The 25,192-nt window shown below is 56.5% G+C and carries 18 protein-coding genes; 11 read left to right on the top strand and 7 right to left on the bottom strand.

The window, feature by feature from the left end; genetic code table 11:
• Nucleotides 1-46 precede the first annotated feature (46 nt).
• Nucleotides 47-1,267 (top strand): threonine ammonia-lyase, encoded by a 1,221-nt coding sequence (locus tag KORM41_RS05105; RefSeq protein WP_068145539.1) that lies wholly within the window; start codon nt 47-49, stop codon nt 1,265-1,267.
• A gap of 78 nt (nt 1,268-1,345) precedes the next feature.
• Entirely contained in the window at nt 1,346-1,738 is a 393-nt protein-coding gene (locus KORM41_RS05100; RefSeq protein ID WP_068145535.1) for a bacteriohemerythrin, read from the top strand.
• Here the strand turns inward: KORM41_RS05100 and KORM41_RS05095 are convergent.
• The 4 genes from KORM41_RS05095 to KORM41_RS05080 all read right to left on the bottom strand — a co-directional run bounded on the left by KORM41_RS05095 (nt 1,735) and on the right by KORM41_RS05080 (nt 7,779).
• The gene (locus KORM41_RS05095; RefSeq protein WP_068145531.1) at nt 1,735-2,520 is read right to left on the bottom strand and encodes an alpha/beta hydrolase; all 786 of its coding nucleotides are present in this window, start codon (nt 2,518-2,520) and stop codon (nt 1,735-1,737) included. The two genes, KORM41_RS05100 and KORM41_RS05095, sit on opposite strands and share 4 nt — an antisense overlap.
• A 2-nt stretch (nt 2,521-2,522) precedes the next feature.
• Complete coding sequence (locus KORM41_RS05090) at nt 2,523-5,624, bottom strand: efflux RND transporter permease subunit (protein WP_068145527.1); 3,102 nt, start codon at nt 5,622-5,624, stop codon at nt 2,523-2,525.
• The gene (locus tag KORM41_RS05085; protein WP_082719762.1) at nt 5,621-6,694 is read right to left on the bottom strand and encodes an efflux RND transporter periplasmic adaptor subunit; all 1,074 of its coding nucleotides are present in this window, start codon (nt 6,692-6,694) and stop codon (nt 5,621-5,623) included. The genes KORM41_RS05090 and KORM41_RS05085 overlap by 4 nt, the downstream gene beginning before the upstream one ends.
• 215 nt (nt 6,695-6,909) lie before the next feature.
• A complete protein-coding gene (locus KORM41_RS05080; RefSeq protein WP_068145522.1) occupies nt 6,910-7,779 on the bottom strand; it encodes a LysR family transcriptional regulator in 870 nt (289 codons plus the stop codon).
• Between the two features lie 127 nt (nt 7,780-7,906).
• Here KORM41_RS05080 and KORM41_RS05075 point away from each other — a divergent pair, with 127 nt between their 5' ends.
• From KORM41_RS05075 to KORM41_RS05060, 4 genes are read left to right on the top strand one after another with little or no spacing between them, the layout of a single operon-like run.
• On the top strand, nt 7,907-9,514 hold the full coding sequence (locus tag KORM41_RS05075) for a carboxyl transferase domain-containing protein (protein WP_068145517.1): 1,608 nt from the start codon (nt 7,907-7,909) through the stop codon (nt 9,512-9,514).
• Nucleotides 9,515-9,526: 12 nt separating this feature from the next.
• The gene (locus KORM41_RS05070; RefSeq protein ID WP_068145515.1) at nt 9,527-10,327 is read left to right on the top strand and encodes an enoyl-CoA hydratase/isomerase family protein; all 801 of its coding nucleotides are present in this window, start codon (nt 9,527-9,529) and stop codon (nt 10,325-10,327) included.
• Entirely contained in the window at nt 10,324-12,330 is a 2,007-nt protein-coding gene (locus KORM41_RS05065) for an acetyl/propionyl/methylcrotonyl-CoA carboxylase subunit alpha (RefSeq protein WP_068145511.1), read from the top strand. Before KORM41_RS05070 ends, KORM41_RS05065 begins: the two co-directional genes overlap by 4 nt.
• A gap of 23 nt (nt 12,331-12,353) precedes the next feature.
• A complete protein-coding gene (locus tag KORM41_RS05060; protein ID WP_068145508.1) occupies nt 12,354-13,520 on the top strand; it encodes an isovaleryl-CoA dehydrogenase in 1,167 nt (388 codons plus the stop codon).
• 100 nt (nt 13,521-13,620) lie between these two features.
• Here KORM41_RS05060 and KORM41_RS05055 read toward each other — a convergent pair whose 3' ends face one another.
• Entirely contained in the window at nt 13,621-15,753 is a 2,133-nt protein-coding gene (locus KORM41_RS05055) for a TonB-dependent receptor (protein WP_068145504.1), read from the bottom strand.
• A 433-nt stretch (nt 15,754-16,186) separates the two neighbouring features.
• The gene (locus KORM41_RS05050; RefSeq protein ID WP_068145501.1) at nt 16,187-17,215 is read right to left on the bottom strand and encodes an FAD:protein FMN transferase; all 1,029 of its coding nucleotides are present in this window, start codon (nt 17,213-17,215) and stop codon (nt 16,187-16,189) included.
• 230 nt (nt 17,216-17,445) lie between these two features.
• On the opposite strand from KORM41_RS05050, the gene KORM41_RS05045 reads away from it, so the two are divergent.
• Genes KORM41_RS05045 through lpdA form a run of 4 tightly spaced genes read left to right on the top strand, consistent with a single transcriptional unit; the run spans nt 17,446 to nt 22,409 of the window.
• Entirely contained in the window at nt 17,446-18,672 is a 1,227-nt protein-coding gene (locus KORM41_RS05045) for a 3-methyl-2-oxobutanoate dehydrogenase (2-methylpropanoyl-transferring) subunit alpha (protein WP_068145498.1), read from the top strand.
• Between the two features lie 3 nt (nt 18,673-18,675).
• Complete coding sequence (locus KORM41_RS05040) at nt 18,676-19,692, top strand: alpha-ketoacid dehydrogenase subunit beta (RefSeq protein ID WP_068145496.1); 1,017 nt, start codon at nt 18,676-18,678, stop codon at nt 19,690-19,692.
• Nucleotides 19,692-21,014: a dihydrolipoamide acetyltransferase family protein gene (locus KORM41_RS05035; protein ID WP_068145494.1), complete on the top strand. Its 1,323-nt coding sequence runs from the start codon at nt 19,692-19,694 to the stop codon at nt 21,012-21,014. The genes KORM41_RS05040 and KORM41_RS05035 overlap by 1 nt, the downstream gene beginning before the upstream one ends.
• Nucleotides 21,015-22,409, top strand: coding sequence for a dihydrolipoyl dehydrogenase (lpdA, locus tag KORM41_RS05030; protein ID WP_068145491.1), 1,395 nt, complete (start codon nt 21,015-21,017; stop codon nt 22,407-22,409).
• A 57-nt stretch (nt 22,410-22,466) separates the two neighbouring features.
• On the opposite strand, the gene KORM41_RS05025 is transcribed toward lpdA, so the two are convergent.
• Complete coding sequence (locus KORM41_RS05025; RefSeq protein ID WP_156431903.1) at nt 22,467-23,480, bottom strand: hypothetical protein; 1,014 nt, start codon at nt 23,478-23,480, stop codon at nt 22,467-22,469.
• A gap of 427 nt (nt 23,481-23,907) precedes the next feature.
• Here KORM41_RS05025 and KORM41_RS05020 point away from each other — a divergent pair, with 427 nt between their 5' ends.
• Nucleotides 23,908-25,032: a Leu/Phe/Val dehydrogenase gene (locus KORM41_RS05020; RefSeq protein ID WP_068145485.1), complete on the top strand. Its 1,125-nt coding sequence runs from the start codon at nt 23,908-23,910 to the stop codon at nt 25,030-25,032.
• The last annotated feature ends 160 nt before the right edge of the window (nt 25,033-25,192 follow it).

Below are 25,192 nucleotides of genomic sequence, written 5' to 3'. Positions count from 1 at the left end.
AAGCTGCGGCCATGTCTTTTTGTATTTTTATTTCAGGGAGTGACGCGTGAGTGAACAATTATTGCCGATAAGCGCGCAAGATGTTTACGATGCTGAAGAAGCGATCCGGGGTGCCGTCAAGCGCACACCGATGGAAAAATCCGTTACGCTGTCTGAAATTACCGGCGCAGAATGCTGGCTGAAGTTCGAAATTTTCCAGTTTACCGCAGCCTATAAAGAGCGCGGGGCCCTGAACCGTCTTCTGGCGCTGCCGGAAGACACCAAAGGCGTTATAGCGGCCTCTGCCGGGAACCATGCGCAGGGCATCAGCTATCATGCGGGCCGGTTGGGCATTCCCGCTACCATCGTGATGCCGGAAGGCACCCCCTTCAACAAGGTGAAGCGCACCGAAGAACTGGGTGCGCGCGTCGTGCTGACCGGCAAGGATTTTGAGGAAGCCACCAAGGCGGCCTATGAGTTGGCCGACAAGGAAAACCTGACCTTCATCCACCCTTTCGACGACCCTCTCGTGATGGCGGGCCAAGGCACCGTGGGGCTTGAAATGCTGCAGGACGTGCCCGACCTGGACACACTTGTCGTGCCAATCGGCGGCGGCGGGCTGATTTCCGGCGTGGCAACCATTGCAAAGCACCTCCGGCCAAAAATCCGTATTGTTGGCGTTCAGACAGAAGCCTTCCCCGCCATGAAGGAAAAGATGGACGGCACACAGCTGGCCGGCGACAATATCTCAATCGCCGAAGGCATTGCCGTGAACCAGCCCGGTGAGCGCACCCAGAATGTCGTGCGCCAACTGGTGGATGAGATCGTTACGGTTCCGGAACGCGCTATTGAAGCCGCCATCATCACCATTATGGAGATTGAAAAAGTGGTTGTCGAAGGCGCAGGCGGTATTGGCCTGGCGGCCGTCATGACCCACCCTGAACTATTCCAGGGCCACAAGGTCGGCATCGTGCTTTCCGGCGGTAATATCGACAGCCGGATGCTGGCGAACGCCATCATGCGCGGCATGGCCCGCGATGGCCGCCTCGCACGTTTGCGCATCACCATGATGGATCAGCCCGGCGCGCTGGCACTTGTGACCGATATTGTCGCCAATGTAGGCACTAACATCATTGAAATGCGCCACCAGCGCGAGTTCGGGGCGCTGTCGCTGAAGCAAACGGAAATGGAGCTGGTGGTGGAAGCCAAAGACCAGGAACATGCGCTGAGGCTTGTTCGCGCGCTTGAAGAAGCAGACTTCAAGGTGGACTACGCCAAGACGGTCTAGTCGCCCGCCCAATAAATACACTTAATACTAATTAAAATTCAGTGTATGGTTGCTCTTTGGGGGACTTGGAGCAGCCCGATGAATTATGCTGGCGACTTTCCACAGAGTTGGTTGACGAACATCAAGGAGATTGATGACGACCACCGACACCTCTATGAGATGCTCAACAGTTTCGTAAGCAACAAAGAGCCCACAGCCTATGTCGAGCGGGAATTCCTCGACATGTTTCTGGCGGAGCTAATGAACCACTGCGAAAAAGAAGAGCATATGATGGTCCTCAACAATTATCCCGATGCAGAGAACCATAAAAGCCACCACAGGAAAGTAATCAAACACCTGCTGTCCCTTAGGCATTCAGACATGAGCGCGGTGGACGTAGCCAAGGAATGTCAGAAAGCCTTCATCCGGGACCTTCTGGTGCGCGACATCCCCTTCAAGGAATTCATGCAAAATAAGAAGGCTGAGGCTTAGCCGTCCCCTAACGATTTCAAAGACTGCAACCCACCGATTTGGCCTGGCAGCATGATCAACGGATGCGGCAATGGATAGTGAGCCACCAGCCACTCTACATTCTGCTGTGGTCTAGCCTGCAATTGATTAACTACACCGTTAAATCCGTCCCAGAATTTCTGCTGGCTTTCCATACCGCTGACCAGAAACAAGCTGGTCGGCGCCCCTTGCAGACTCAAGCGGTGCTTAACGCCATCTACGATCGGCTCATAATGAAAAACTGACGGCACAAAGGCAAGATGAGCATCGAACAGCCCGGGATGTTCAGCAAAGGCATACAAAGCATATAAGCCGCCGTATGAATGCCCGGAAATGATGTTCCGCCCAGATGTACGAAAATACGCATCGATATGGGCGCGAAGCTCAACCCCGAGATACTCAGTAAAGGCCGCAGCGCCCTTGTTTGGGGCATAGTCTCGGGTTCGGTTCCCATGGGTATGTACCGCGACAAGGATTACTTCTGGGGTTTCTGTCAGGGCCGCAAGCATACGCGCATTTGCGGCCATCAAGGCACCATGCCTCACCTTTTCACCATCAAGTGAATAAACGACAGGATAGCGGCGAACAGCATTGTCCTCATACCCCGCAGGTAGAAAAACACTGAAGCCCCTCAGCTCATCCAAAACATCTGACCGTAATTGGCCGTCGGTACCGCCTCGATAGAAAAGGGCCAGAAACGCAACAAGGACAGCCGCTGTAACCGCGACCATCCTTGCTAGCCATTTCACAATTTTCTTGTTCAAGCCTACTCCGCCGGGATGCCTTTGGCTTCCTTCTCTTCATGCTCTTTCAACTGGCTGGCCACATGACCGGGCGACTTGGTAAAGCGCGCAAAATAGTCATAGAAGACCGGAATGATGAAGAGCGTGAAGAAAGTGGCCACGATTACGCCGCCGAATACCGTCACACCAATGGTGATGCGGCTGTTGGCCCCTGCGCCCGCCGCCATCATCAGCGGCACGGCACCCATGGCCGTCGAAAGGCCCGTCATCATGATCGGACGCAGGCGGGTTTTGGAGGCGTCCAGGATAGCATCACGGATGTCTTCGCCTTCATCCCGCAACTGGTTGGCAAACTCAACAATCAGGATGCCGTTCTTGGCCGCCAGACCAATGAGCATGATGAGCCCCAGTTGGCTATAGATATTGAGCGTACTGCCAGCCACATAAAGGCCTAAAAGCCCGCCCAGCACCGCAAGCGGCACCGTAAGCATGATAATGAACGGGTGAACGAAGCTTTCGAACTGAGCCGCAAGGATCAGGAACACCACAACAAGCGCCAGCACAAAGATGAAGTAAATATCGCTGCCCGCTTCCTTATATTCGCGGGTTGCGCCCTTATAGTCGATCTTGGTCACGTCCGGGATCTGGTCGCGCACAATGCCTTCGACATGTTCAAGCACTTCGCCCAGCGTAAAGCCTTCACCCAGACTGCCAGACAACGTCAGCGCCCGCACGCGGTTGTAACGCCGCAGGCTGCCTGCACCCGAAACTTCATCCACATTAACAAGGTTCGACAGCGGGATCAGCTCGCCCGTACGGCCGGACGCAACATGGATGTTTTCCATATCCAGCGGCTGGCGACGGTCGGCTTCTTCTGCCTGCAGGATCACATCATATTCTTCGCCGTCCTGCACGAAGGTGGTCACACGCCTACCGCCCATCATGGTCTCAAGCGTCCGGCCAATGGCCTGAATGGATACACCCATGTCAGCCGCCCTCGCCCGGTCAATCCGCACCTTGAACTGCGGCTGGGTTTCTCGGTAGTCCGCGTCCAGCCCCACAATGCCCGGATAATCCTGTAGTTCCTCAAGCATGATCTGCTTGAAACGGCCAAGGTCGTCATAGGTGTCACCACCGATAACAAACTCGAAGGCTTCCCCGCCGCCGCGCCGCGTCAGGCCGGATGTTTCAATCGGGATCGCCATGGCGCCTGGCACATTCATGATCAGCTTTGGCCGCAGTTCATTTAGAATTTCGGTCGAACTGCGTTCACGCTGGTCCCATGGGCTCAGGATCAGGAAGCCCCAACCGCCGCCGCCGTCAACGCGCAGGAGGATGCGAACCATCTCACCGCTGTCCAGAAGCGGCTGCACCTGTTCTTCTATCTTATAGACCTGTTCTTCCATGAACTCATGGCTGGCGCCCTCAGGCCCGCGGATCACCATGAAAAGACCGCCCCGGTCCTCAATGGGCGCCAGTTCGGCAGGAATCCGCTGCTGCAGCCCGGCAATCAGGCCAAAGCAGGTCAGGAAACACAGGGTAATGATAGCCTTGTTCGCCAAACACACCTTCAGGATATTGCCGTAGCCTTCCTGCAGGCGCTTGAAAGCGCGGTCCAGCATCTTGGCGAAGGCCGGTTTCTTGTTGCGGCGGCGCACCAGCTTGGAACACAGCATGGGCGAAAGCGTCAGCGCCACAAGGCTTGAGAAGGCCACAGCCGCCGTCATGGTGATGGCAAGCTCGCCAAATAGACGGCCCACGTTCCCGGTCAGGAACATGATGGGCACGAACACGCCAATCAGCACCATCGTGGTTGCGATAACAGCGAAAGACACCTGGCGCGCGCCGCGGTAAGCCGCCAGAAGCCCGGGTTCACCCTCTTCCACCCGGCGATAGATATTCTCCAGCACCACAATGGCATCATCGACCACAAGGCCAATGGCCATCACAAGGCCCAGCAGCGTGATCAGGTTGATCGATACGCCGGTGATATTCAGCACCCAGAAGCTGGCGATAATACACACAGGCACTGTCACGGCCGGTACCAGCACCGTTTTTATGTTCCCCAGGAACAGATACAGCACCAGCACCACCAGCCCCATGGCAACCGCCAGCGTGAAATAAACCTCGTCGATGGCTTTTTCAATGAAGACAGAGCTATCGTAGGACGCCAGCAAATCCATGCTTTCCGGGAGGGTTTCGCGAATGCGGTCCATTTCCGCTTTCGCGGCTTGGGCAACTGCAAGCGTATTGCCTTTGGACTGCTTCACGACGCCAAGGCCAATGATCGGGATGCCATTGCCGCGGAAAGTCCGCTCATCGCGTTCTGCGCCCAATTCAACACGGGCAATATCGCCGAGCCGCACAAAGCCGCCGTCAGCCCCTTCCCTGATCACCATGGTCTGAAAGTCTTCAGGGCGGGCATATTCGCGGTTCAGGCGCACAATGGTATCGCGGTTGATCGACTGGATCTTGCCGGCAGGTAATTCCACGTTCTCAGAGCGCATCACGCTTTCGATGTCTTGCACCGTAATGCCGCGCGCGGCCATGGCCTGACGATCAAGGTGGATACGGATGGCATATCGCTTCTGCCCGCCAATGCGCACACCTGCCACGCCGTCCACCACAGACAGTCGGTCAACGATGTTGCGCTCCGCATAATCTGTCAGCTGCAGGATATCCATCACCGGACTTGTAAGGCTGAACCAAATGATCGGGCGGGTATCACTGTCTGCCTTGGAGACCTCAGGTGGCTCGACTTCTTCCGGCAGGTTATTGAGGACCCGGCTGACGCGGTCGCGCACGTCATTGGCAGCGGCGTCAATCTCGCGGTTCAGCATAAACTCAATGGTAATGTTGGAGCGGCCATCGCTCGATGTGCTCTCGATCGTCTTGATCCCCGGCACACCGGCAATCGCGCTTTCGATAATCTGGGTAACGCGGGTTTCCACAACAGCCGCATTCGCGCCCGGATAATTGGTGCGGATACCCACCACTGGCGGGTCAACATCCGGCAGTTCACGGACAGAAAGCTGCTGGAAGCTGAGAACGCCGAAGGCGATCAGCAGCAGGCTGATAACCGTCGCAAAAACTGGTCGTTTAACGGAAACATCGGTCAGGATCATGATGCGCCTCCAGCCGCTTTATCCGCTGCCATATCGATAACTTTCATGCCGGCCCGGCCAAGGCGCATGGTGCCCTCGGTTACAACGCGCTCACCCGCCTCAAGACCGCTTGTCACCTCAACATACCCCGGGCGGCGCAATCCAAGTGTTACTTCACGGCGTTCAGCATCATCGCCCTTCACCACAAAGACATAGGTCTTGCCACCAGTTGGGACAACGGACTCCTCAGGCACGCCAATCGCTTGCCAGGACCGGTTAATAACTTCAACCCGCATCAGAAGTCCCGGACGCAATGCATTGTCATCGTTGGGAATTTCCGCCCTAACGATAACCGACCGGGTTACAGGGTCTACCCGGCTATCAATGGTCGTAACCACGCCTTTGAATAGGCGGTCCGGATAGGCGGAAACCTTGGCCTCGACTTCCTGGCCGGGCTTCAGCGTTGCGATAAACCGCTCTGGTACGGAAAAGTCCAGCTTGATGGTGTCGATGGCATCGATGGTTGTGATTGGCGTGTTTGGCGTGATCAGCGAGCCTTCGCTAACCTGCCTGAGGCCCAGAAGCCCGTCAAAGGGCGCCTTGATGCGCTGGTCGGCCAACCGCGCAGCAGAGGCCTCCACACGGAAGCGCGCCTCATCCAGCCGACGCCGCTCAGTATCAAGTGCCGCGGGCGAGGCATTGCCCTGTTTAACCAGATTTTCGATCCGCCGGAAAGACCGTTCGGCTTCGCGCAGATTGGCTTCGGCTTCCTGCAACTGGGCTTTCTCTTCAATGTCTTCAAGTTCCACCAGAACCTGACCGGCCTTAACGATATCACCGTCATCAAAATGCACAGCGCGAACAGTATCGGATACACGCGGTGTCAGGGTCACGGATTCCCTGGCATTTGCTGTGCCAAGAGCTTCAACGATATCGGTAAAGGTGCGCAGGTCCGCAGATGTTGTCACGACACTGACAGCCCGTGGGCCACGGCCTCGTTCACCAACATCGCCATCCCCTATCAACAGCCAAGCTGCAGCGCCAGCCAGTGTCAAGAAGATAGCCCCCAATATCAAACGACCCGAATTCATAAATGCCTCATTTTCTGAAACCGCTCGGACATCATTACGAACGGCACCCAAAACCAGATTAACTCATCAACGCTTTTGTAAAGTTCTTCAAACAGATAGCAATACTATAGCACCATAATTGAGAGACCTTCTGCCCCTAAATTAAATGCAATCATTCAAAATTGCGTCAGCCTGTTCAGGCTTTGCGATAAACGGAAGTTACGAAGGCCTGTGCGTCAGGCACCCAGATAATTCGCAACATGCTGCTCAAATCGTTCGCCAAGCTCGGCAACGCCAACCGGAAGCTGGTATCCCGGCCGAAAAAGCGCAATCTTCCGCTTGTAGTCAAAGCCTTGCAGGTGAACGGCAGCGACCCTGTCGTCAACCAGGCTTTCCGGCACAACCGTTCCGCCCAGGCCCGCCGCAACCATCGCAATCGCACGGCTGTCATTCGGAGTGCGGTACACAAGGCGGGGCCGGATATTCTGGTCAGTAAAATAACGGCTGGTTTCTGAGAGGACCTCACACCGGCTGCGAACAATCATATATTCCTCCGCCAGATCAGCCGCAGACACACGTGTGCGGGCGGAAAGCGGGTGGTCCTTCGCCAGAATGAAGCTGTAGCTTTCCTCATAAAGCGGTAGCGCGACGTCCTCGCCCTGCCCCCGGTGGATCGACAGCGCATAATCCAGGCTTCGGTCATCCAACCGGTTTGTCAGTTCCTGTTCGGTGCCGTCGAAAATTTCAATCGTCGCGCGCGGCTCAGCCTGCTTGAAAGCGGCCAGCATTTCGCCCATGCCCCGGTTCGACAAGGTTGTCAGGATACCAAGCCTGACCACAGGGGCTGCCACGTCGGCCTCCAGCACCTGAACCGCCATGTTGCATTCGTGCAGAATGGCCTTGGCGCGCGGCAGAAAACGCGTACCGGCATCCGTCAGGAACACCCGCCTGTTTGACCGCTCAAACAGCGTGTGCCCAAGCTGGCCTTCAAGCTTCTTGATGCCGGCAGAAAGCGTTGGCTGCGTAACGAAAACACGGTCCGCCGCGCGGGTAAAGCTACCCGTCTCCACAACCGCCAGAAAATACTTCAGCAGATACAAATCCATTATAGACACCGTCTATGGTTTCCATTTTTCCATTCGATTGTACCAATATCACGATCTGCCGTAAACTGCCATGCGTAACCAAAGCAGACCCTGATCTCTGAAAGGGTGCGGACGGGAGACCTCATACATGTCAATCATCCATTCCGGCGTTGTGGCCGGGAGCGCTGATTTTGAAGCCAACGCGGCCCATATGCAGGCCCAGGTAGATGACCTTAAATCGAAGATCGCCCAGATATCCCTGGGTGGGCCAGAACGTGCGCGCGAAAAACATCTGTCTCGCGGGAAGCTTTTGCCACGTGACCGGGTAAACACCTTGATCGACCCAGGCACCGCGTTCCTGGAGCTATCGCAACTGGCGGCTTACGGCATGTATGACGCTGATATCTCTGCGGGCGGCGTCATCACAGGCATTGGTCGCGTTGAGGGCACGGAATGCATGATCGTTTGCAATGACGCCACAGTCAAAGGCGGCACCTACTACCCGATGACGGTGAAAAAGCACCTGCGGGCGCAAGAGATCGCGCGCGAAAACAAGCTTCCCTGCATTTATCTGGTGGATAGCGGCGGCGCCAACCTGCCAAACCAGGACGACGTCTTCCCCGACCGCGACCATTTCGGTCGCATCTTCTATAACCAGGCGCAGATGTCGGCTGAGGGCATCCCACAGATCGCTGTTGTAATGGGCAGCTGTACAGCAGGCGGCGCTTATGTTCCCGCGATGGCAGACGAAAGCATCATTGTCCAAAACCAGGGCACCATCTTCCTGGGCGGACCGCCTTTGGTGAAGGCCGCAACAGGCGAAGTGGTATCAGCCGAAGACCTTGGTGGCGGGGACGTTCATGCCCGCACATCTGGCGTGGTGGACCATCTAGCAAAGGATGACTATCACGCGCTTGGCATCGCGCGGCGGATTGTCTCCAACCTGAACCGGGAAAAGCGCATTCCATTGAAAGTGCGTGAAACACGCGCCCCGCTCTATGACCCACGCGAGATTTACGGCGTAATCCCGAAGGACAGCCGCCATCCCTATGATATCCGCGAGATTATCGCGCGTATCGTGGACGGCAGCGAATTTGACGAATTCAAGAAGCTTTACGGCGAAACGCTGGTGTGCGGCTTTGCCCATATCCACGGCTTCCCGGTGGGGATTGTGGCCAACAACGGCGTGCTCTTCTCAGAAAGCGCGCTCAAGGGTGCTCACTTTGTGGAACTTTGCGCCCAGCGGGGTATTCCGCTGGTATTCCTCCAGAACATCACCGGCTTCATGGTCGGCCAGAAGTATGAAAATGGCGGCATCGCCCGCGACGGTGCCAAAATGGTAACCGCTGTTGCCTGCGCCAATGTGCCCAAATTCACCATCCTGATTGGCGGCAGCTTCGGCGCTGGCAACTACGGCATGTGTGGCCGGGCCTATCAGCCGCGCTTCCTTTGGATGTGGCCGAACGCCCGCATTTCCGTGATGGGCGGGGAACAGGCCGCAGGCGTGCTCGCAACCGTCAAGCGCGACGGCATGGAAGCCCGCGGTGAGGACTGGTCGGCAGAGGACGAAGAGGCGTTCAAGGCACCCATCCGCGACATGTATGAGGAACAGGGCCACCCCTATTACGCCAGCGCGCGCCTTTGGGACGACGGCGTGATTGACCCCGCAGACACACGCCGCGTGCTTGGGCTTGCCCTCTCCGCCTCCATGAACGCCCCGGCTGAAGAAACGCGCTTCGGCGTGTTCCGTATGTAAGGAGTAACTGTCATGTGTGATGTAAAACCACTTCTTTGCAGCATTGACGACCGCGGCGTCGCAACCGTAACGCTGAACCGCGCAGACGTTCACAACGCGTTTAATGACGACTTGATCTGGGAGCTCCAGAACGCCTTCAAGACGCTGGGCGAAAACCCTGAAGTCCGCGCCATCGTGCTGACGGGCGCAGGCAAAAGCTTTTCCGCGGGCGCAGACCTTAACTGGATGAAAGCGGCGGCAGAGTATACCGACGAGCAGAACAAGCGCGACGCCATCGCGCTTTCAGACATGCTGTCGACGCTCAACGGCTGCCCCAAGCCCACAATCGCTATCGTCAACGGTGCCACCTTTGGCGGCGGCATAGGGCTTGTCTCCTGCTGCGATATCGCCATCGCGGTGGATGACGCCAAATTCTCATTGTCTGAAGTGCGGCTTGGGCTGACGCCCGCGACCATCTCGCCCTATGTTGTCGCCGCCATCGGCGAACGCCAGGCGCGCCGATATTTCCTGACTGCTGAGCGGTTTGACGCGACGGAAGCCCTCACGATCGGACTGGTGCATGAAACTGCCCCGTCGCTTCAGGAAGCCTTTTCAAAGGCGCATATCTTCCTGAAGAACATACTGGCAGGCGCGCCTGGCGCTCAGCGGGATGCCAAGGCGTTGATCTCCGCAGTCAAGAACAAGCCGATCACCGAAGAACTACGCACCGACACAGCAGAGCGTATTGCGAAGCGACGCGCCAGTGTTGAGGGCAAGGAAGGCCTGTCAGCGTTCTTTGACAAACGCAAACCGGAATGGAGCATTGACGCATGACGAACCGCATCAAAAAGCTTCTGATTGCCAACCGGGGCGAGATTGCCTGCCGCGTCATGGCCACTTGCCGCCAGTTGGGCATCAAAACGGTTGCTGTCTATTCGGCCGCTGACGCCCATGCCCTGCACGTCAAAATGGCCGACGAAGCCGTATTCATCGGCCCTGCTGCTGCATCCGAAAGCTATCTTGTCGGCGACAAGATTATCGACGCCTGCCGGCGCACAGGCGCCGATGCGGTGCACCCAGGCTATGGCTTCCTATCTGAAAACCCGGGCTTTGCCGAAGCCCTTGAGGAAGCCGGTATCATCTTTGTGGGCCCGTCTGCCGCATCCATGCGGGCGATGGCGCTCAAAGGTGCCGCCAAGAAGCTGATGGAAGACGCGGGCGTGCCCGTTGTCCCCGGCTATCACGGCGAAGACCAGTCTTTGGAAACCCTGACACAGGAAGCTGAGAAAATCGGTTATCCTGTGCTGATCAAGGCCGTCGCTGGCGGCGGCGGCAAGGGCATGCGCAAGGTGTTTGACGCCAAGGACCTTGCAGCAGCAATCGAAGCAGCGGCCCGGGAAGGCCAAAACAGTTTCGGCAACCCCGAACTCTTGATCGAAAAATACATCCAGAAACCACGCCACATTGAAGTGCAAGTGTTTGGCGACAGCGACGGGCATGCCGTTCATCTTCTGGAACGCGACTGCTCCCTTCAGCGCCGCCACCAGAAAGTGGTCGAAGAAGCCCCTGCTCCCGGCATGAGCCTTGAGATGCGCCGCGCGATGGGTCAGGCTGCCGTCACGGCCGCTGAAGCCATTGGCTACCAAGGCGCAGGCACGGTGGAATTCATTGTGGATGTCGCGAACGGGCTTGAGAACGCGCCCTTCTATTTCATGGAAATGAATACGCGCCTGCAGGTGGAACACCCTGTAACCGAAATGATCACGGGCCAGGACCTTGTGGAATGGCAAATCCGCATCGCCGAAGGTAAACCGCTGCCGCTGAGCCAGGACGAAATTGAAGTGCTGGCAGACGGCCACGCGGTTGAAGTGCGGCTTTATGCGGAAGACCCCTTCAACAATTTCGCGCCCTCCATCGGACGTATCGGCATGTTTGACCCGTTTGCTGACACTGTCCCCACAGGCCGCATTGACGCGGGTGTTCAGGCAGGCGATGAGGTCTCCATCCACTATGACCCGATGATCGGCAAGCTGATCGCCTGGGGCGAGGACCGCGAGCAAGCCATCGACGCGCTCATTAATCTTGTTTCCGACACGCCAGTTTCGGGCCTGACGACCAACCGGGATTTCCTGCTGCGCGCGCTCAAGCATCAAGACTTCCGCGCGGGTGATGTCCACACAGGCTTTATCGAGGCTTATGAAGATACGCTGTTGGCGAAACACGTGGTCAGCGCTGAGGATTATGCCATGGCTGCCATCGCGATCGTTGCCGCAAGGAGTGCCCGCGCACATGACGATGACCCTTGGTCAATCAGCGACAATTTCCGGCTGAACCTGCCTGCAACAGAACTGCTGTGGTTTGACGCCGGGGACGGCGAGCTTGTTACCGCCCATGTGGTTGAAGACCGCCAGAATGTATCTGTGACCATTGGCGACAAGACCTTTGCTGCTAAATGCGCTCATCTGGTGGACGGCATTCTAACCTTCAGCCAGGACGGCTTGCGCACGCGACTATTCGCGGAAGTGGACGCTGCTCATGTAACGCTGGTGACGGAAGACCGCACGCTGACGATCAAGCGCCACGCCCGCGATGGCGGTGCGGACGATGAAACCGATGGCCCAGGCACTATCACAGCGCCCATGCCCGGCAAGATCCTGGATGTAAAGGTGGCGGACGGCGAAACCGTTGAACGTGGCCAGCCGCTTCTGGTGATGGAAGCCATGAAGATGGAACAAACGATCAGCGCCCCACGGGACGGCGTTGTTACGGGGCTGAGCCTCAAGGCAGGCGATCAGGTCGCAGACGGCGCCACGCTATTGACGATCAACGACGAATAAATAAGCGAGTAAGGGACAAAAAAATGTTTGAGTTTCCCCATTTGAAATTCGGCCACGGCGAAGACCTGGAGATGTTGCGCGAAACAGTAGCCCGCTTCGCCCGAGATGAGATTGCGCCGCGGGCCGAAGAAATTGATGCAACCAACACCTTCCCATCTGACCTTTGGCAGAAAATGGGGGAGCTAGGCATCCTGGGCATGACAGCGCCAGAGGAATTCGGCGGCGCCGACATGGGATACCTGGCGCATGTGATCGCGATGGAAGAAATCAGCCGCGCGTCCGCAAGCGTGGGCCTGAGCTACGGTGCGCATTCGAACCTGTGTGTCAACCAGATCACGAAGAACTGCAACGAAGAACAGAAAGCCAAATATCTGCCAAAGCTGATCTCCGGCGAACATGTTGGCGCGCTTGCCATGTCAGAGCCTGGTGCGGGGTCTGACGTTGTGTCGATGCGCCTGAAGGCGGAAAAGCGCAACGACGGCTATATGCTGAACGGCAACAAGATGTGGATCACCAACGGGCCAGACGCCGATGTACTGATGGTTTACGCGAAAACAGACCCAGACGCCGGCCCGCGCGGCATCACCGCGTTCCTGGTTGAGAAAGGCATGAAGGGCTTCTCAACCGCGCAGAAATTGGACAAGCTGGGCATGCGCGGCTCCAACACCTGCGAACTGGTGTTTGAAGACTGCCTCGTGCCGTTCGAGAATGTCGTGCGCGAAGAAGGTGATGGCGTGAAGGTGCTGATGTCCGGCCTGGATTATGAGCGTGTTGTGCTCTCTGGCGGGTCGCTTGGCATCATGCGCGCCTGCCTTGATACGGTCATCCCATACGTTCACGAGCGCAGCCAGTTTGGCAAAGCCATCGGCGAATTCCAGCTGATGCAGGGTAAACTTGCTGACATGTACAGCACCTGGGGTGCCTGCCGTGCCTATGTTTACGCTGTGGCCGAAGCCTGTGACCGCGGCGAGACCACGCGCAAGGACGCCGCTGGCTGCATTCTCTATGCATCCGAGAAAGCAACCTGGATGGCGGGCGAAGCGATCCAGACTTTGGGCGGTAATGGCTATATCAACGAATATCCGACTGGTCGCCTGTGGCGCGACGCCAAACTTTACGAGATTGGCGCGGGCACATCGGAGATCCGCCGCATGCTGATCGGCCGCGAACTGTTCAAGGAAACGGCCTAATCAACTGACTTTGGCGGGCGGAAGGCCAAAGCTGAATTTCTAAATGCTAGAGCGAAAAAAGGGAGCCAATGGCTCCCTTTTCTATTCTCTCCCGCGCCCTCTAAAAGCTTACAGTCACAGCAAGCCGGGCATTCAGCGGTGGTGCCACCGTCACCTGATGGGTTGAATGCGACGTTGGGAAGTATGTCTTGTCTGTAAGGTTCTCAACATTCAACTGCACCCGCATGTTGTCTGACACATCATAGTATGCAGCCGCATCAAAGCGCGTGAAGGACGGAAGCACTGCAGTGTTACTGTTATTGATGAAGCTTTCATCCTGATACGTCATGCCCAGGCCGACACCAAAATTATCGGTAAGGCGAATATTGTTCCAGATCGACAGCATATGCTCTGGCAATTCCTGCGGGCGAAGCCCCGTATCGCCAGATCGGTTAACCTGTTCACCGTCCAGATAGCTGTATCCGGCAGAGATGAACCAGTGATCAGTTACCTTGCCGATCACCTGGAACTCAAAGCCACTGATCTTGCTATCGATCACGTCCAGCGTTTCAGGGTCGGAGTCAGCAACCTGCGGTGAGCTTTTCTCGATCTCGAAAACGGCAGCCGTCAGGCTCAGCTTGTCGGAAAAGTCCCACTTGATGCCTGCCTCAAGGTTTTTGTAAGTATCTGGGTCCAGCTCGTTGTTGGCCCCGTTGATGTTGGCAAACTGTTCTCCGCTTCGCGGCAAAAAGCTCTCGCTGTAGCTGGCGTAGATGGAGGTGTTTTCCTGCGGCTTCAGAATCACGCCGAAGCGCGGGGACACGCGGTCGTCCTTGCGGGTCCGGACTTCATCGGCTGGCACATTATAGACTTCAATATCGAAGCTGTCGTAACGGGCACCAATCACAAGATCAGCCCACTCTGCCAGCTCAATCTGATCTTGAATATAAACAGAGAAGGCATCGATATCCACGCGGGTATCGTCATTCAGATCAACAGAGAAATCGTTTGTTGTTGCGACACCCGATGCGTTCACACCGATCCCATTCACCAGGTTCAGCGGCCGGGCAATATCGAAGATTTCATTATCGTCTGACGTCGTGTCCCAGAATGCATTGAAACGGTACTGGTCGGATGATGTTGCGATATATTCAACACCGCCGATCAGCGTGTGGCCAATGCGGCCCGTCTTGCCTTCCGCAACCAAATTGCCTGACAGGATCAGGTTTTCACGGTTGGTCTGATCTTCATAGCCGTCGAGCGTGACCTGATTTGGCGTATTGGCCTCGTCATAGCTGGAGGCATAGAAATTGCCATAGAACTTGTCATAATCGCCATAGAAAGCGCTGACATTACCTTTGACGTTATCAGAGAACTGGTGCTGAACAGCAGCGCGGAACAGGTTCGCCTTAAGCGTCGTCACGTTCACCTCAGGGTCGCCAAAGACGATATCCTTGAAGGCCTCCACTGGCCGGCCATCTTCACCTGTCGGGATACCCCGGTCGATAAAACGCTCATGGTCGATATATTCGTAGGACACATCTACGATGGTATCCTCGCCCAGCAGGAATTTCGCCGTCGGGTTGAAGCCAACACGCTCGCCATCAAAGAAATCTCGGTGATTGTTCAGGCCCTCATACATGGCGTTGATGCGGAAGGCCGCGTTCTCGCCAGCATCAAAATTGCTGTCAACCTGAACGCCATAGGCGCCAAAGGTGTCAATTGAAGCCTGAGCAGTTGTGAAGCTCTCGCCAATCATACCCTTTTTGGTCACCCTGTTCAGGACGCCGCCAGTGCCACCACGACCAAAAAGCAAAGCATTGGGGCCACGAAGAATTTCAACCTGTTCGAGGTTATAAAGGGGACGGTAGTATTGAACGTCATCCCGTGCGCCATCGATATAGAAGTCAGCGGTCGAGCGAACACCACGGAACACGATGGCGTCACGGTGCCCCTCACCCTGCGTATTGCTGACACCCGGTGTGTAATCAACAATCGCGGCAACACTTGTGAAGCCACGCTCTAGAATCTCGCCAGCGGTATACAGGGATAGGCTCTGCGGTACATCGATGATCGGGGTCGGTGCCTTCAGCGAGTTAACCTGATCCGAGAAAAGCACACGACCAGTAACGACAATTTCTTCAGCCACGTCGTATGCATCAAGCGCCTCAACGGTTTCTTCCGCCAAAACAGAGGCGGATAGACCGGTAGACGTCAGCAAAGCGATCAACAAGCTGGATTTGATTTCAGGCATAAAGGACTCCGTGATGATAGTATTCTCTCGCCCTCAGAGCGGTTTTCCATGCTCCATGACCGGTAAGAACAAAAAGCCGATTATAACTTTTGCCTCGTGTTCCGATGCGGAGCCTGCACCGAGTGACGGAGGTGCTTTTAACTTAAGAAAATTGTTATTGCAATTAATAATGCTTCGCAAGAACAAAAAAGATTCAAACACACATGGGACCTGTTGCGGCACCGTATGCCGGATTGACATCAGCAACAGAAAATCCCGTTATTTCAAGGACCTACTCGCCTAATGATATGGTGGAATATGAAAGTGTCCGCCGCTAATCGGCGCATGTCAGGGCACAGCGGGTAGAATCCACGACACCCTGACATGGCTTTTCTTGTTCCAAGGAATAGCTTTGGAAAGTAGCAGGCGTGATTACACCCGGTTTCTCGATCAGCTATAACCCGATCCGGATCGGATCTCCTTCGAGAGGCCTGAGCAAGGCAGCGGTTCCTTCGAAGTTCGACAGGATTTCCTGTGCCTGTTCTGGCGACACAACAGTCAGGACTGTCGACAGCCCGTCAGCAATGGTGGCCGTAGGCGCAGTGACGGTAACGCTGTGATACCGGTTTTCGCTCAGCCCTGTCTTGGGATTGAACAGATGGTGTACTGTTCCGCCTGTATTGAAGGCGGACCCGCTTGGCGCCGATGTCGATACTGCCCCGTCCGTCACCTCCAGCGTGTCAAAAACCCGCCATGGCGCAGTCGCGTCCGGAATATCCACCTTCCAGGGCTGGACGCTTCCGTCTGGTTGAGGCCGCCCGCCAAAGGCGCGGTATTCGCCTATATTGATAAGTGCGTGTTCAAAGCCACGCTTGCGCAAAATCTCATAGGTCCTGTCCGTCAGGTAACCCTGTACAATACCGTTGAAACTGAGCGCCATGCCCTTAGCGGCAAAACGGATATTGGCTCCGTCGACCTGCACCTTGTCCAGACCGATTTTTGCGCGGGCTGCTGCAATAGCCTCCTGCGTCGGGCCCGGATCTCCAGCGGGCCGCGGCGTTGCATAATAGCCTGAATAGAGCTCCCAAAGCGGCTGGATAGTCGGGTCAAAAAGGCCATCGCTGGCGCGCCAGATGCGACGGCTGACCTCCAGTATCTCATGCATCTCAGGGGCGGCGGGCTCAAGCCTACCTGTCTCATTCAGGCGCGACAACTCAGAGCCGAAAACATAGACCGTGAAGATACCAGCCAGGCGCTTCACTTCGGCTGTGACTTCCTTGATCGCTGCAATGGAAGCCGCATCGTGCTCGTGATACAGCGTCATGCTGGTTTCAGCACCAAGCAGGCTGCCATCCCATTGATACGGCGTTAGATTTTTCAGGCTACTGGCGCTGTCGCCACACCCGCCCAACACCAAGGCGGCTGAACTGCCAGCCACGATCTGCAGGAAGCGTCGTCTCGGCAAGTGGAATTCTTCGGTCATACATTTCCCCTGAAATTCCCGCCTAGTCTAGCGGCTGGAACAGTTCGGTCAAATAAAGCATGCCTGCCCACATGTGATTCTTTCGCTGGAATCCGTTATAGTGCCCGCGCGGGCAATCGGTACCAGTCGTCCGCACCGGACAGTATCAGAGAAATATATTGATTTTTGGCAAAAATACGTCAGTATTGCTGACGTTATTTTGACACCCCATAGATTGAGGTCCTAGAGCCATGTCTGAGTACAAGCCGCTGAAATTCCACGTTCCGGAGCCTCCGGGACGCCCTGGCGACGAGCCCGACTTTTCTGGTGTAGTGATTCCCGAAGCAGGCAGTGTACGCCGCCCGGAAATCGATTGTGATGCCGCCGACATGAAGGAACTGGCATCCACCATGGTCCGTGTTCTCAACAAGGATGGTGAAGCAGTCGGTCCTTGGGCCGAAGGCCTGGACGACGATGTCCTTGTACAGGGCCTGAAGAACATGATCCGCGTTCGCGCCTATGACGAACGGATGATGACGCTGCAGCGCCAGGGTAAGACCAGCTTCTACATGAAATGTACGGGTGAAGAGGCAATCGCCGTTGGCTTTCGGGCCGCTATGCAGCAAGGCGATATGAACTTCCCGACCTACCGCCAGCAAGGCCTCTTGCTGTCCACCGATTATCCGGTTGTAGACATGATCTGCCAGATCCTGTCCAACTCCCGCGATCCGCTGAAGGGCCGCCAGCTGCCGATTATGTATTCTTCGAAGGAACACGGTTTCTTCTCGATCTCCGGCAACCTGGGTACACAGTTCATCCAGGCCGTTGGCTGGGCCATGGCAAGCGCCATCAAGGGCGATACCAAAATCGCAGCTGGTTGGATTGGTGATGGTTCCACAGCCGAGACCGATTTCCACGCAGCACTTGTCAACGCGTCCGTCTACAAACCGCCTGTTGTTCTGAACATTGTGAACAACCAGTGGGCTATCTCCAGCTTCCGCGGCATCGCGGGCGGTGATCACGCCACTTTTGCCGAGCGGGCACTTGGATATGACTTCCCTGCCCTGCGGGTTGACGGCAACGACTTCCTCGCGGTTTACGCGGCCTCCAAGTGGGCGGTAGAGCGCGCGCGCCGCGGCTTTGGCCCGACACTCATTGAGTGGGTAACCTACCGCGTAGCGCCTCACTCCACCTCGGATGATCCGTCGCAGTATCGCCCGAAGGAAGAATCGTCCGCATGGCCACTTGGTGACCCGATCTTGCGCCTTAAGAATCACCTGATCAGCCGTGATCTGTGGTCCGAGGAGCGCCAGACGCAAACCGAAGCGGAATATAACGACGAAATCCGCGCCGCAACCAAGGAAGCCGAAAGCTATGGTGTGATGGGGTCCGGTGCGAGCCCGAAAGATATGTTCGACGATGTTTATGAAGTGATGCCGCCGCACCTTCGCGAACAACGCCAGAAGTTGGGAGTATAATCCATGCCGCAGATGTCTATGATTGAAGCCATCCGGGATGCGATGGACGTAAAGATGGGCCAGGACGATGATGTTGTCGTTTACGGCGAAGATGTTGGCTATTTCGGCGGCGTGTTCCGCTGTACCCATGGCCTGCAAAAGAAATATGGCAAACACCGTGTGTTCGATAGCCCGATCAACGAGAGCGGCATCGTGGGTACGGCCATCGGCATGGGGGCTTACGGCCTTCGCCCGTGTATCGAAATCCAGTTCGCTGACTATATCTATCCGGCATACGACCAGATTGTATCCGAGGCCGCGCGCCTCAGATACCGATCGAACAAGGATTTCACCGCGCCGATCACCATTCGCACACCCTGTGGCGGCGGTATCTTCGGTGGCCAGACACACAGCCAGAGCCCGGAAAGCCTGTTCACTCACGTCTCCGGCGTGAAAACGGTTATCCCTTCAAACCCTTATGACGCCAAAGGCCTGCTGATCGCTTCCATTGAAGACAATGACCCGGTGATCTTCTTCGAGCCCAAGCGCCTCTATAACGGCCCGTTTGACGGCCACCACGACCGCCCGGCCTCCAACTGGTCCAAGCACCCGCTGGGTGATGTGCCGGAAGGCCACTATACGGTGCCGATCGGCAAGGCCTCTGTTTTCTCCGAAGGCAAGGACGTAACGATCCTGACATACGGCACCATGGTGTTCGTGGCCGAGGCCGCCAAGAAGGAAACCGGCATCGACGCCGAGATCATTGACCTCCGCACCCTGATGCCGCTGGACGTGGACACAATTGTAGAATCGGTGAAGAAGACAGGCCGCTGCATGGTGCTGCATGAAGCAACCCTGACATCCGGGTTTGGCGCTGAGCTGTCCGCCCAGGTGCAGGAACGCTGCTTCTACCACCTTGAAGCTCCTGTTGTGCGCGTTTGCGGGTTCGATACGCCCTACCCGCACGCCCAGGAATGGGACTATTTCCCTGGCCCGGCCCGCGTTGGCCGTGAGCTTAAAGCAATGATGGAGGCCGTATAATGGGTATTCACAAGATCCAGATGCCCGACGTAGGCGAAGGGATTACCGAAGCCGAAATCGTTGAATGGAACGTAAAGGTTGGCGATGTCGTGAAAGAAGACGATGTTATCGCCGCCGTGATGACCGACAAGGCGACGGTTGAGATCCCGTCCCCTGTTGATGGCACTGTGACCGAGATTTTCGGTGAAATCGGCGTAATGACAGCCGTAGGCAGCGTTATCATCGCACTTGAGGTTGAAGGCGAAGGCAACAACATCCCCGATGCACCTGTAGCAGAACCAGAGCCCGCACCGGAAGCTGAAGCGCCAAAGGAAGACGCCAAGCCGGAAACGCCAAAAGCAGCTGCCCCGGCACCGACCGGAGCGTCTGCGCCCAAATCTGCGCCTGCTTCGGCACCGAAAGCCAAAGCGCCTTGGAAGCCCGGCCCAAGTGGCGCCCCGCGCCCGGAAGGCGAAAAGCCGATCGCGTCACCCGCCGTTCGGAAGCGTGCCATGGATGCAGGCGTGAAGCTTGAGTATGTTTACGGGACCGGCCCTGCTGGCCGCATCACGCACGAAGACCTGGATGATTATATCTCCGGCAACAGCGCGCCAGCCGGTGGCTCCAGCCGCCGCGCGGACACCAGCGTAGAGGAGATCAAGGTTATCGGACTTCGCCGCAAGATCGGCGAACGCATGCAGGACGCCAAAAGCCGCATCCCCCACATTACGTATGTGGAAGAAGTGGATGTGACCGAGCTTGAAAGCCTTCGCGAGCATATGAACGCTACCAAGAAGGCGGACCAGCCGAAGCTGACGATCCTGCCTTTCATCATGCTGGCCATGGTCAAGGCGCTGAAGGTCTACCCAAAGTGCAGCGCGCATTACTATGACGCTGACGGTGTCGTACATCAGTTCGGTGCCGCGCACATCGGCATGGCAGCGCAAACCCCGGGCGGTCTGATGGTGCCGGTTTTGAAGCACGCCGAAGCCATGGATATCTGGGGTATCGCCGCTGAGACCCGCCGCCTGGCGGAGGCCGCGCGCGACGGTTCTATCACTCGCGAAGAGCTCACAGGCTCCACAATCACGCTCTCCAGCCTTGGCCGGATGGGCGGAATTGTCTCCACGCCGGTGATCAACAGCCCTGAGGTTGCCATCGTTGGCGTGAACAAGGTTGCCATCCGCCCTGTTTGGAAAGACGGTGGCTTTGTCCCGCGCAAGATCATGAACCTGTCGTCCTCCTTCGATCACCGTATTATCGACGGTTGGGACGCAGCTGAATTCATCCAGAAAATCAGGGAGCTGATGGAAAACCCAGCCACCCTGTTCATGGAGGACTAAATGACGACCATGAACTGTAACACGCTTGTGCTGGGCGCAGGCCCTGGCGGCTATGTGGCCGCCATCCGCGCCGGCCAGCTTGGTATCGACACCATCATCGTGGAAGGCTATCGCCCCGGCGGTACGTGCCTGAATGTGGGCTGTATCCCGTCCAAAGCACTGATCCACGCGGCGGAAGAGTATGAGAAGGCTGTTCACTATACCTATGAGAACAACCTGGGCATCACTGTCCAGAAGCCAGAGATCGACCTGAAGAAGACAATTGCCTGGAAAGACGGCATCGTGAAGCGCCTGAATTCCGGCGTTGCGGGTCTTCTGAAGAAAGCCAAGGTCAAGTCCGTAGAAGGCTGGGGCACCATGATTGACGGCAAGACCTGTGAGGTTGAAACGGCTGAGGGCAAGGTAACCATCAAGGCCAAGAATGTCATTCTGGCCACCGGTTCCGTGCCTGTGGAAATCCCAAGCCTGCCCTATGGCGGCAATGTAATCCACTCTACTGAAGCGCTGTCGCTTGATGCTGTGCCTGAAAAGCTTGTCGTTATCGGCGGCGGCTATATCGGGCTCGAGCTCGGCACCGCCTACGCCAAGATGGGCTCGAAGGTGACTGTGGTTGAAGCCATGGGCGCGATCCTGCCGCAGTATGACGCAGAACTGACGAAGCCAGTTGCCGCAAGCCTGAAGGACCTCGGCATTGAAGTGATGCTGAACACCAAAGCCAAGGCAGCGACCAAGAAGCAGGACGGCCTGATCGTCGAAACAGCGGACGGCAAGGAAGAGACCCTGCCCGCAGATAAGATCCTTGTCACTGTGGGTCGCCGCGCGAAAACCGAAGGCTGGGGCCTTGAAGGCCTTGACCTGAAGATGAACGGCCGCGTGGTTGCCATCGACGACAAATGCCAGACGTCCATGACCGGCGTGTATGCTATTGGGGACCTGACGGGCGAGCCTATGCTGGCGCACCGCGCCATGGCGCAGGGCGAAATGGTCGCAGAAATCATCGCGGGCGAAAACCGCAGCTTCGACAAGGTCGCGATCCCGGCTGTGTGCTTCACGGACCCTGAGATCGTCACGGCTGGGCTGTCGCCTGATGAAGCAAAGGATGCGGGCTATGAGACGCAGATCGGCCTGTTCCCGTTCCAGGCCAACGGCCGCGCTATGACCATGGAAGCCGAAACCGGCTTCGTGCGTGTAGTTGCCCGCAAGGACAATCATCTGGTACTGGGCATCCAGGCCGTAGGCAAAGGCGTGTCTGAGCTTTCTGCCGCTTTCTCGCTCGCGCTTGAGATGGGCGCGCGCCTTGAAGATATCGCCGGCACGATCCATGCGCACCCGACGCAATCGGAAGGCTTCCAGGAAGCCGCGCTCAAGGCCCTCGGGCACGCGCTGCATATCTAAGCTGCGATACCACACAGAATTGAGAAAGCCGGGGCAACCACCCCGGCTTTTCTTTTGTCAGTTATGCGCTAGCCTGTAGTGCTGGTCCAAATAAAGCCGCATCCAGCCCCTGAGTGCGGATTGCCCTGCAATCAATAATGCAAGCAGTCCGACCCCAAGCAGCAAAGAGAAGATCATCCCGCCCCAAGTCGGCCCGGGTATCAGCGACAAAGCCTTTGGCCTATTGACAGTAACCCGAAGTAGTCCGCCCTTTTCATTCATGGTTGGGGGCAACTGCAGAATCCGGCTGTATTCTATCTCTTGGTCCAGGGCAACCAGAGCCTGCAAGCGCTCAGAAAACGTCTCAGGCTGGATTGTCCTTTGTCCAGCGGCCAATTGGCTCCCGTGGTCATCCAATATCTCCGCGCTGGAGATATAGGGATATTCCATTAGGCCAGAAACAACCTCCTGGCTAAGATCCGCATCCAGGATCAACACTGATCGCGTACCAGCTGTTTCTGCCACATCAAGGCTTCTTGCCACAGCCTGTTCTAGATACTCGTCCGCCGTTTGAACTGTCAGAAGCAGATAACAGACAACAGCAAACAGGCCAAAAGCCAGAGTGCTCCATCTGCTGCTGATGGCCGCCTGTGCCGAAGGACGAACTGTCTTGATTATCAGGGAATCGGCAGGTGTCTCATCCTCTGTCAGGGTTCCCACCCCAATCGCCGTTTCAACAACGACCGACAGCCGGCAACCAGTCACGCCTTCGAAGCCCTTATCTGTCAAGTATCCTATGAAAGCATCATCATTCACTTCGCACTCAGCATCACCGCACATTAGCGCCGCGCGCAAGGCTGCGTTTGATTTCCAGCCAAGGCCCCGCGCCATGGCTTCCGCCCTATGCGCAGATTTCACATGCGGCAGATTAAGCCCCAGCTCCTTCTTAATCAGCTGGGCGTGCTTAAGTGTTATGAGAATTGTCATCCCATGTTCCTTCAAATCGATGTCAGTTCGCCGATTACACTGCCATCCTGAAAAACATGGATGAAGAATAGGATAAGGGTAACGTTTGACTCGGCGACAGGTCATGTGGGCTACCAGACACGAACTTATGCTACCCCCGGCTTCACCAGCCGTCAATGCCATGCATCTGAGTCGTAGGTTCCCCCTACGGAATGCATAGGAAATTTAGGCACTTGGCAAAAATTACTTGTCCTTGATCACAAATTACAAAAATGCCCTGAAAAGCTATCTTAAGATTGCGAAATTCAAAAAACTTCGAAAGCTCATTTCCCAAAATAAGTGCGATAATTCGTCCAGATAAATGATCTGGCTTTTTGGGGAAAACTCCGCCGGAAAGCAGAAGATGTGGTTACCAGAACGGACCGGCCCAGCCCAAACGAAAAGAGCACGCCGGCCAAAAGGGAACGCCCCTAAAGCCCCACAATGGTAGCGACAGGGTATGACGAGTAACCGGGGAAACCCGGCACGGGATTAATTGGGAAGGATTTCGACTATGCCCGTTTTCGATTCACGCAGCTTCAAGAACCACGAACAGGTCGTATTCTGTTCTGACGAAGCAACTGGCCTGAAAGCCATCATCGCAGTGCATTCAACTGCCCTCGGCCCTGCCACAGGCGGCACGCGCTTCTGGGACTATGCTGCAAACCACCGTCGTTCCGCGCCAATCGATGTGGCCGAAACCCGCGGCGAGCAGGATGCCGTTTATGACGTTCTGCGCCTGTCGCGCGGCATGTCCTTCAAGAACGCGATGGCTGGCCTGCGCCTTGGTGGCGGCAAGTCCGTTATCATCGGCAACCCGAAAGAGCTTGGCACGCCTGAGCTGATGCGCGCCTTTGGCCGCATGATCAACCGCCTGGGCGGTAGCTACTATGCCGCGGAAGACGTTGGCACCAGCCCCGATATGCTGGCCGCTGCCGCAGAGACCACTAATTTCGTATGTGGCCTTGAGGGCGGTGACTTCGGCACGGGTGACCCATCCCCGCACACTGCGCTGGGCGTATACACTGGCATCAAGGCTGCTGTGATGCACCGCCTTGGCAAAGCCAGCCTCGACGGTGTTACTGTTGCGGTTCAAGGCCTTGGACACGTGGGTCAGTATCTGGTTGACCATCTGCGTGCAGACGGCGCCAAAATCATCGTGACTGACATCGTTGACGCCAACATCCAGGCTGTTCTGGCGAAAGGCGAAGCGGAAGTTGTTGCCCCTGACGCCATCCACGCAGTTGAGTGTGACGTATTCGCACCTTGTGCCCTTGGCGGCGTGCTGAACCCGAAATCCCTTGGCGATATCAAAGCCACCGTGATCGCGGGCGCGTCCAACAACCAGCTTGAGACCGAAGGCAAGGAAGACGAAGAACTGCGTAAACGCGGCATTCTTTACGCGCCTGACTATGTGATCAACGCAGGCGGCATCATTTCGGTTGAATCCGAAGTGTACAAGGAAAAGCCAAATGCTGCAGAACGCGAAGCCAAGGTGCTTCGTATTGGCGAGACGCTGACGAAAATCTTCAACGCCAGCGACAAGGAAGGCCGCCCAACGGGTGTGATTGCCAACGAAATGGCTGAAGACATCATTCGCCGTGCGAATGAAGCCAAGCTGGCAGCCGCCGCTGAATAAACCATAAGAAACTGAGACTTTCCTCCAGAAAGTTCCTGAAGGCTCCCGCTATCCGCGGGGGCCTTTTTCTTATCCCCTACACTCTGCCCCGGCGACGCACAAAAAAAAGGCCGCCGCAGCAGCGACAGCCTCAATCAGGCCCCCAGGCCAGCCCAATTTA

The organism is Kordiimonas lipolytica (assembly GCF_001550065.1).
The sequence above is the reverse complement of the archived record's forward strand: the minus strand, read 5'-3'. Positions and strand labels throughout refer to the sequence as shown.

Coding starts and splice junctions, on each gene's coding strand:
- KORM41_RS05100 (WP_068145535.1), top strand. CDS start 1,346: ATGAATTATGCTGGCGACTTTCCACAGAGTTGGTTGACGAACATCAAG.
- KORM41_RS05090 (WP_068145527.1), bottom strand. CDS start 5,624: ATGATCCTGACCGATGTTTCCGTTAAACGACCAGTTTTTGCGACGGTT.
- KORM41_RS05085 (WP_082719762.1), bottom strand. CDS start 6,694: ATGAATTCGGGTCGTTTGATATTGGGGGCTATCTTCTTGACACTGGCT.
- KORM41_RS05080 (WP_068145522.1), bottom strand. CDS start 7,779: ATGGATTTGTATCTGCTGAAGTATTTTCTGGCGGTTGTGGAGACGGGT.
- KORM41_RS05075 (WP_068145517.1), top strand. CDS start 7,907: ATGTCAATCATCCATTCCGGCGTTGTGGCCGGGAGCGCTGATTTTGAA.
- KORM41_RS05070 (WP_068145515.1), top strand. CDS start 9,527: ATGTGTGATGTAAAACCACTTCTTTGCAGCATTGACGACCGCGGCGTC.
- KORM41_RS05065 (WP_068145511.1), top strand. CDS start 10,324: ATGACGAACCGCATCAAAAAGCTTCTGATTGCCAACCGGGGCGAGATT.
- KORM41_RS05060 (WP_068145508.1), top strand. CDS start 12,354: ATGTTTGAGTTTCCCCATTTGAAATTCGGCCACGGCGAAGACCTGGAG.
- KORM41_RS05055 (WP_068145504.1), bottom strand. CDS start 15,753: ATGCCTGAAATCAAATCCAGCTTGTTGATCGCTTTGCTGACGTCTACC.
- KORM41_RS05050 (WP_068145501.1), bottom strand. CDS start 17,215: ATGACCGAAGAATTCCACTTGCCGAGACGACGCTTCCTGCAGATCGTG.
- KORM41_RS05045 (WP_068145498.1), top strand. CDS start 17,446: ATGTCTGAGTACAAGCCGCTGAAATTCCACGTTCCGGAGCCTCCGGGA.
- KORM41_RS05040 (WP_068145496.1), top strand. CDS start 18,676: ATGCCGCAGATGTCTATGATTGAAGCCATCCGGGATGCGATGGACGTA.
- KORM41_RS05035 (WP_068145494.1), top strand. CDS start 19,692: ATGGGTATTCACAAGATCCAGATGCCCGACGTAGGCGAAGGGATTACC.
- lpdA (WP_068145491.1), top strand. CDS start 21,015: ATGACGACCATGAACTGTAACACGCTTGTGCTGGGCGCAGGCCCTGGC.
- KORM41_RS05025 (WP_156431903.1), bottom strand. CDS start 23,480: ATGACCTGTCGCCGAGTCAAACGTTACCCTTATCCTATTCTTCATCCA.
- KORM41_RS05020 (WP_068145485.1), top strand. CDS start 23,908: ATGCCCGTTTTCGATTCACGCAGCTTCAAGAACCACGAACAGGTCGTA.